The 6,558-nt window shown below is 68.3% G+C and carries 7 protein-coding genes and 2 pseudogenes; 5 read left to right on the plus strand and 4 right to left on the minus strand.

The genetic code is table 11. The features are described from left to right. The 3 genes from ACRX5W_RS31030 to ACRX5W_RS31040 form a co-directional block, all read left to right on the plus strand. On the plus strand, positions 1–250 hold a 250-nt coding region (locus ACRX5W_RS31030; RefSeq protein ID WP_436791717.1), incomplete at its 5' end, for a hypothetical protein. An 8-nt stretch (positions 251–258) separates the two neighbouring features. Continuing rightward, positions 259–480, plus strand: a complete 222-nt coding sequence (locus tag ACRX5W_RS31035) for a hypothetical protein (RefSeq protein ID WP_436791718.1) — start codon at positions 259–261, stop codon at positions 478–480. Continuing rightward, the gene (locus ACRX5W_RS31040) at positions 477–1,382 is read left to right on the plus strand and encodes a hypothetical protein (protein ID WP_436791719.1); all 906 of its coding nucleotides are present in this window, start codon (positions 477–479) and stop codon (positions 1,380–1,382) included. The genes ACRX5W_RS31035 and ACRX5W_RS31040 overlap by 4 nt, the downstream gene beginning before the upstream one ends. A gap of 337 nt (positions 1,383–1,719) precedes the next feature. On the opposite strand, the gene ACRX5W_RS31045 is transcribed toward ACRX5W_RS31040, so the two are convergent. Together ACRX5W_RS31045 and ACRX5W_RS31050 are read right to left on the minus strand one after the other, a co-directional pair. Further along, positions 1,720–2,118: a hypothetical protein gene (locus ACRX5W_RS31045; RefSeq protein ID WP_436791720.1), complete on the minus strand. Its 399-nt coding sequence runs from the start codon at positions 2,116–2,118 to the stop codon at positions 1,720–1,722. A gap of 94 nt (positions 2,119–2,212) precedes the next feature. Continuing rightward, positions 2,213–2,870 (minus strand): annotated as a pseudogene (locus ACRX5W_RS31050) (phage/plasmid primase, P4 family); the annotation flags it as partial. Between the two features lie 47 nt (positions 2,871–2,917). Between ACRX5W_RS31050 and ACRX5W_RS31055 the strand changes: the two are divergent. Next, positions 2,918–3,743 (plus strand): annotated as a pseudogene (locus ACRX5W_RS31055) (IS5 family transposase). Here ACRX5W_RS31055 and ACRX5W_RS31060 read toward each other — a convergent pair. Then, a complete protein-coding gene (locus tag ACRX5W_RS31060) occupies positions 3,722–4,306 on the minus strand; it encodes a hypothetical protein (protein ID WP_436791721.1) in 585 nt (194 codons plus the stop codon). The pseudogene ACRX5W_RS31055 and the gene ACRX5W_RS31060 overlap by 22 nt on opposite strands. A 7-nt stretch (positions 4,307–4,313) precedes the next feature. Further along, positions 4,314–4,619, minus strand: a complete 306-nt coding sequence (locus ACRX5W_RS31065; RefSeq protein ID WP_436791722.1) for a hypothetical protein — start codon at positions 4,617–4,619, stop codon at positions 4,314–4,316. 616 nt (positions 4,620–5,235) lie between these two features. Here ACRX5W_RS31065 and ACRX5W_RS31070 point away from each other — a divergent pair. Further along, the gene (locus ACRX5W_RS31070) at positions 5,236–6,516 is read left to right on the plus strand and encodes a hypothetical protein (RefSeq protein ID WP_436791723.1); all 1,281 of its coding nucleotides are present in this window, start codon (positions 5,236–5,238) and stop codon (positions 6,514–6,516) included. Positions 6,517–6,558: the final 42 nt, after the last annotated feature.

Raw genomic sequence — 6,558 nt, forward strand, 5'->3', positions numbered from 1 at the left:
CGCAGCGGCCGTCGAGCGGTGCACGGCCCTGATGGAGCTTGCCGCCTTGGGGCTGTTCGGAGACTCGACACGTACCGGTGAGGTCTACGGCGAGCTGCGTCGCCGCTGCGGGGCCGACGCCATCGACTACCTGAAGCGCTGCCAGGAGGGCGCGCATGGGCACGCGGCGGTCGTGCCGCTCCCGCAGCAGTTCGTCGCAGATATCGCGCGCATCGCCGAGATCGTCCGCAAGCCCGAGGTGGCACCGTAAACCCTGTTGTGAAGCAGTGGCTCGCGACCGCGGAGCAGTTGACCCACGACGATGCTTCAAGCACGGCTGCTGCCCTGCGCTTCCGAGGGGCCGCCTTCGCGCTCCGCGCGGCACTCGAAGCCGCGGTCGCGGCGACCCTGTCCGCCGCGTCGGTCGAGGTCACGACCGGCGGGTCCCGGGCCCGATTCCTGAGCCTGCGCTTCTGTGTCGATGTGGGTGGGCAACGATGAGTCGTAGCACTTTCGACAGTTCGGACAACCGCAAGGTCCAAACCGCAATCTTCGGCAGCGCGGGATCGGACGAGCCCGCGCTGCTGCCCCAAGGACGCGACTCCGCCTTGCGGTTCCGGCGGCGGCATGGGCACCACACCTTCTGGTGTGGGGAGCTTCTCGGCGGGTGCGGCGCGCAGTTGTCGGCCCGGATACCCGGGGACAGGGTCGCGCACTTCATGCACCATCCGGACGTGAACGGACGCCGGCGCCCCTGCTCGCGTATCCACATCGACGAGCACAGCGCGGACCACCTGTACGTACGCCACGCGTTGGTGCACTGGCTCTCCGGCCTGGGATTCGTCAGCGATACGCGCTATGGCGACCCGGCCGCCACAGGTGCCGACATCTTCGTTCCCGCGCTGCGAGTCGTCCTCGCCGTCCGCCTCAGCGGCCACAATCCCGCAGAGTGGGAGCTTCAGAACGCCCGTCTCCGCCAGGGCGGGTGGCACACGGACTGGATTCTGGGCCCGCAATGCGGCTTCGCATCGGCCGTACGCGAACACGGTGGCACGGTCTGGAGATCGCGCTGTTCCGGCACGGGCATCGAGCGTGCGACCGAGATCGGAACGGCAGACTCCACCGGTGCGGTCCGATGGACCCCCTTTGCGGAGTTGTCGGTGACCTCGGACGGGCTCCTCCGAGAAGGGATCACGATGTCGAACACGGGGCACAGAAAAGTACCGGGGGTGGCCACCACGGCTCCGCCGCGTTACCGCGACCCCGTGCTGGATGCGTTGGAAGAGGCATTCCGAATCGACGGCATCGCCGCGATGCGCAGGCACTACATGGCCATCGTCTGGCGCATGTGGCGCGGCAACGCAGACGAGGCCATGCAACTGCGCGCCAAGCTCACCCGGTAGGACAGCCGGCTCAACCAAGCCTGGCGCGCGGAGATCGGCTACAAGGTGGCGTAATCACGGTCCGCCTGGTCGCGTCGACGGATCACCCTCTTCTCCCGACCTTCTGTTCAAGATCAGGCGCGGGCGGAGCTGAGGGAGTTGGCGGCGGACGCTTGGCGCCGCAGATGACGCGGTATCACCCGTCGGCGCGTTCGGTGGTGGAGCATCTGGTGGCTGTGCTGCGGGAGTTGCCGGAGCCGTCGTGGGGGATCGCGTCGCGTGGACTGAGCACGTGATTCCCTACGCGGACACCGCCCGCCCCCGAAAATCGTCGGGTTCAGCTGCGCGGTGCCGTGGATCAGTCGTTTTCGAAGGAAAGGCAGACTGCGGCGGGCTCCAGCACCACCTGGTTCTGGGTGTAGCAGTCAGCCTGCACAGTGGCGACCTCGGCACCGCACCCCGAGCAAACGAGGTTCAAACCGTCACCGCCGGCGGGGCCCTGGCAGCAGCCGCTCGATCGCGTGGGGTCGGGGTGCTGATCAGTGCCCTGAACGTCATCGGGGTGGACGATGAAGCCGGGCACGTCGATATCGGACTCTGTTAGCCGAAAGCTTGGGGCATAGCTGCCGCGAGGCAGCCGCGCCGACCGTGTCCGGACACCAGGCGTCTGCGATCCTGGTACGGGCGGCGGCACTTTGATCTTGACGACCGGCGCGGTGAGCGGGCGTCGGCAACGGTCGCACAGGAAACGTGGCATGCCGCTGATTTTGCGGACCGAGATGTGCCCGGGCCAGCGAATTTGTCGTCGTTTACAGCCAAGCAGCCGCCCTGTCTGTCGCGGATCGCTGATTGTGGGTGGGGACGAAGCTGAAGAAGTCCTGCCGCATCCGGGGGGCCTTGAGCTTGTCGCCGCCGGTGAGCAGCTTGACGCGCGCCTCGTCGAACCGGTCCTTCGGGTTGAGTTCGGAGCACACGATGATGCGTCGGCCGTGAAGCTCGGCAGGTCGGTGGGGTGGCTGTCGAAGGTCTTGGCAATGAGGAACCCGGGGGCGCAGCGTCCGCGTAGTCGCCCATGAGTTTGATCATGACGTCGAGGAGGACAGACTTGCCGTTCTTGCCAGTGCCGTACAAAAAGCACATCACCTGTGTGCCGACGTCCCCGGTGATCGAGTAGCCCAGCAACTGGTGGGCGAAGGAGATTACTTCGTGTCCGTCGTCGCCTTCGCCGAACATGTCGGTGAGGAATCGGTCCCAGTGCGGGGTCGGCATGGTCTGCGGGGCGACCTGCGAAGACCGGGAATGGCGGTGCCGCATCGGGTCAGCCGCGCTGATAAGCCCGGTGTACAGGTCGACAACACCGCCCGGCGTGCACAACTCGTAAGGTTCAGCGTCGAGTTGGTCCGCGCGCAACGCCATGCCGGGAGCCGTCTTGGCCTGCGACGACATCGAGTTCATTCCCGACGTCGACAATGCGCGGCGCCGGTGCTTCCGCAACGCCTTGGGGGAGTAAGGCGGTGTCTTGATTGGTGATCGGTCGTGACCCATCCGTGGACTGCATGATCAAGCGTCTTGTGCCCGACGGGCTTTGGGAGGTCTTCCAGGGCGTGGTGCCGCCCTCGCAGGTCCGTCCGCAGGGGGTGGGAGGCGTCGCGTGGGTGACCGTGAGGTGTTGGCGGCGATCGTGTTCGTGGCGTCGTCGGGGTGCGCCTGGCGGCAGTTTGCGTCCCACGTTGGGAGTGTCGTGGCAGACCGCGCATCGCCGGTTCTCCGAGTGGACCGCCGCTCGAGTGGGGGCCAAGCTCCTGCGCGTACTGCTGGACCGCCTCGGGACGGAGGGAGACCTGGACTGGTCGCGTGCGCGATCGACTCGGTCAGCGTGCGGGCGGTCAAAGGGGAGATCTGACCGGACCGAATCCGACCGACCGTGGCAAGAAGGGCTCGAAGATCCACCTGATCGTCGACCGGAACGGCGTCCCGCTCTCGGTCGGGATCTCGGGTACGAACACCCACGACAGCCAGGCCCTGGTCCCGCTCGTGGACGACATCGCGCCGACCCGGTCACTGCGCGGGCCGCGAAGGCGCCGGCCTGGCAAACTGCACGGTGACAAGGCGTACGACCACCGGTTCACCCGCCGTTTCCTGCGCGGGCGGCAGATCACCGCACGCATCGCCCGACGCGGGGTCGACAGCAGCGAACGCCTCGGCCGGAACCGCTGGGTCGCCGAACGCACCATCGCCTGGCTCGGCAACTATCGCCACCTGGCCCGCCGCTACGAACGTAAGGCCGACCGCTTCCTCGCCTTCGCCGCCATCGCCTGCGCAGGCATTGCCTTCCGCTGCGTGGCGAGGAAGGCAGCGAGTCAGGTGTTGGCGGCGCCGTAGTGCAGAACCTCGCCTCGTGGAACGAGGTATCCGATGTTCCGCGCCTGCGGCAGCTGCCCTGCCAGGCTGGACGCGTCCGCGCACCCGGAGACCTCCCAGCCGATGACCCCCAGCAGGAAGGGCGCACGCGCGAAGGCCTCGGTGCCAATGTCCGCAAACCAGTCGTCCAGGACGGCAGACGTGAAGCACGGCCGGTCATTCCCGTAGACGACGGCGGCGTTGTCCAGTGCGCCTGCGGGCACGCAGAGATCGAGCCAGTCGCTGCCCTCGTCCCCGCCGCGGATCGCCATACAGACACATACGACGAGTTGCCCCGTCGGCAGGCGAACCCGGCCGTGTAGGTAGCCGAACTCGATCAAGGAGGCGGCCGTGCAGGGCACGGCCTCCTGGGCCTCGGGTTCGCGGTCTCGGTGCCGGAAACATCCGCGCACGTCCGCTGCCGACCATAGGCCACGCAGGACATCCCCCAAGTGGGCGTCATCGCCCGGCCGTATCTCGATGGCCAGTTCGTAGTAGCCGCCGAGCCAGTTGGAATCGTCCCCGAATGCGGCAGGATCCGTCATGACCTGATCATGCAACGCGCCCCAGCTCACGACCACCGACATTCAACGGCGCCACAAACCAATCGAGACGCCCTCTAGTACTCCAGTGGGAAATCGCGTCCTCAGCTGGTGGTTTGTCGTCGTCGGTAGCGGCTGCGGCAGGCGGTGGCAGGGATATCCGGTAGACGCGCGCGGAGCTCGGGGTGATCCCGGAGGCGGCGCGGTAGCGGTCGACGGCCGCGGCGTAGGTGGCAGGCGCCGCGGTGAGGGGCACGACGCGGCCGCGCGGCGCGGGGACGGCGAGCGGTACGGCCGCCGCGGGTTGACGGTCCATCAGATGGCCTCTCCGCTTCTGCCGCAGGCGTAACCGAGCTTCCACGCGAGCCTGGACCGCTTCGATCAGTGCTCCCGCGTATGTGCCTCCGTAGGCTGCGGACCTGCGCGAGTGCGAGGTGATCTCTAAACTGACCAGCCCGCTCGCCCCAGGGGACACCCGGCGCTGAGCGACGGACGGAGCCCGAGAGGCGATCGCTGGATCCGTTCCAGTATCCGGACACGAGGGTGACACGCCGAATCCGCACGCGAGTCCGGCCGCGATGAGGCCGGCGCCATCCGGTTTCCGCAGACCTGACGCAAGGCACGCGGCGGCGCCGTGAACAGAATGCGCGTGCGGCAGGATTGCCTGCCTTGCAAGGTCTGCTAATGGTTGGCCTGCAAGGCAGGTGTGTCGTGGGTCGGTGTGGGCTGGCTCGGGGGCGACGGCCGTACGCCCGCGTTTCGGGCGGTGCGGATGCCGGCCGCCGGCTGGAGAGTCGTCGCGGAGGGGTCCGTCTTGCAGCGCGTGGTCTGGCATAGCGATGGCACGTGAGGTCTCGGAGGGGTCTCGGCCGCGGGGCCTTGGCCGCTTCCGGCAGGCCTTACGCCGCTTCACCGGGGGTGCAGGTGCGCCGGTGGATGCCCCGGCGCGTGAGCGTTCGGAGCGGTATTGGCCGTGGGGTGTCGACCGCTCCCAGCAAGTCCTCCGCCACCTCATCTGGCGTGCGGGCGTGCCGGTGGATCTGTTCCCGGTGCGTAATCCGTGGCTCGCCGCGGCGGTCGGCATCACCGAGGTCGAGTCGGCGCTGGCGCGGGGGCTGGAGGCGGCGCAGCCCGGGCTCAAGGGCGTGTATCCCCACACGGTCGAGGTGGCTTTCGGCGGCGATGTCGATCTCGAACGGGTGCGGCATTTCGCCGACGGGGTCCTGTTGGCGGCCGAGCACTTTCCCGACGCGCCGGTGGCTTTGGTGGAAGCCGCACCGCTGAGCGGGCAGTCCCTGGAGGGCGTCGAAGGAACCTCTCAGGTGACTGCGCAGACGTGGTCGGGTCTCGGCACGGTCCAACCTGACATGGAGCTTCCCCCGACGTTTGTGTATGCGCGGTCGGAGATCCGCGTGGACTCCGACGTGTACCTGTCCGCGGACCCGGGCAAACAGCGGGAGATTTACAGCGGGGAACGGGCGTCCGAGCGCAGTGGGCTGCTCTTGGGCTTGGGCGCCAGCCTGCCGACGCCGGCCGGGGTGCACGAGTACATCCATTCCGTGGACAAGGCTCGGGCGCACCCCGAGTGGCGCGAGGCGGACGTGGTCCCGGGCCATCCGCTGTCGCTGCGCGACGAGGCGATGGCCGAGGTCGGCCGACGCGTGGGCAAGCCTCCGGACCAAGTATCGCGCGCGGACGTCGTGGGCGTATGGGGGGAATACGCGGCCACCGACTTCGGCGAGTTCGTGCCCATCATGGTCGCGGACGCGATCGTCAACGGGCCCCATGCGGACAGCTTCAGCCATCGCGTCTACGACCGCCTGCAGGTCGCGGTAAGCGAGTTCGCGCCCGGGCCCGGTGCGAAACTGCAGGATTGGCACGGACGGCCGCACACCCGCGACGCCCACGGAATCCCCGAACTATGGGACAAGAAACCGGTGTTGCCGCCGGGCGCACCGGCAGCGGCACCCGCGCAGAAGGAAGAAGCCCGGACGGCGGGGTCAACCGAGACCCGCAGCGTGATCGCAGCCACTGCGGGTTTCACCCCGGTGACCAACGTCGCTGCAGCCCCCAAGAGCCCCGGCCCCCGCGGGCCCTCGCCGGGTCCGGTCAACCACCCTGAGGCCCTGCGCAGCCCGGTGCCGCCGCAGGTCTACAAAGTTCACGAGGCGAAGCAAGCGCGGGGCCTCGGGAAGACGATGAAGCTCAACTGAGATTCGACCCTGCCGACGCAGCATGGCTGTGGGGGGGGGGGG

The organism is Yinghuangia sp. YIM S10712 (genome assembly GCF_051388935.1).
Classification (GTDB): domain Bacteria; phylum Actinomycetota; class Actinomycetes; order Streptomycetales; family Streptomycetaceae; genus Yinghuangia.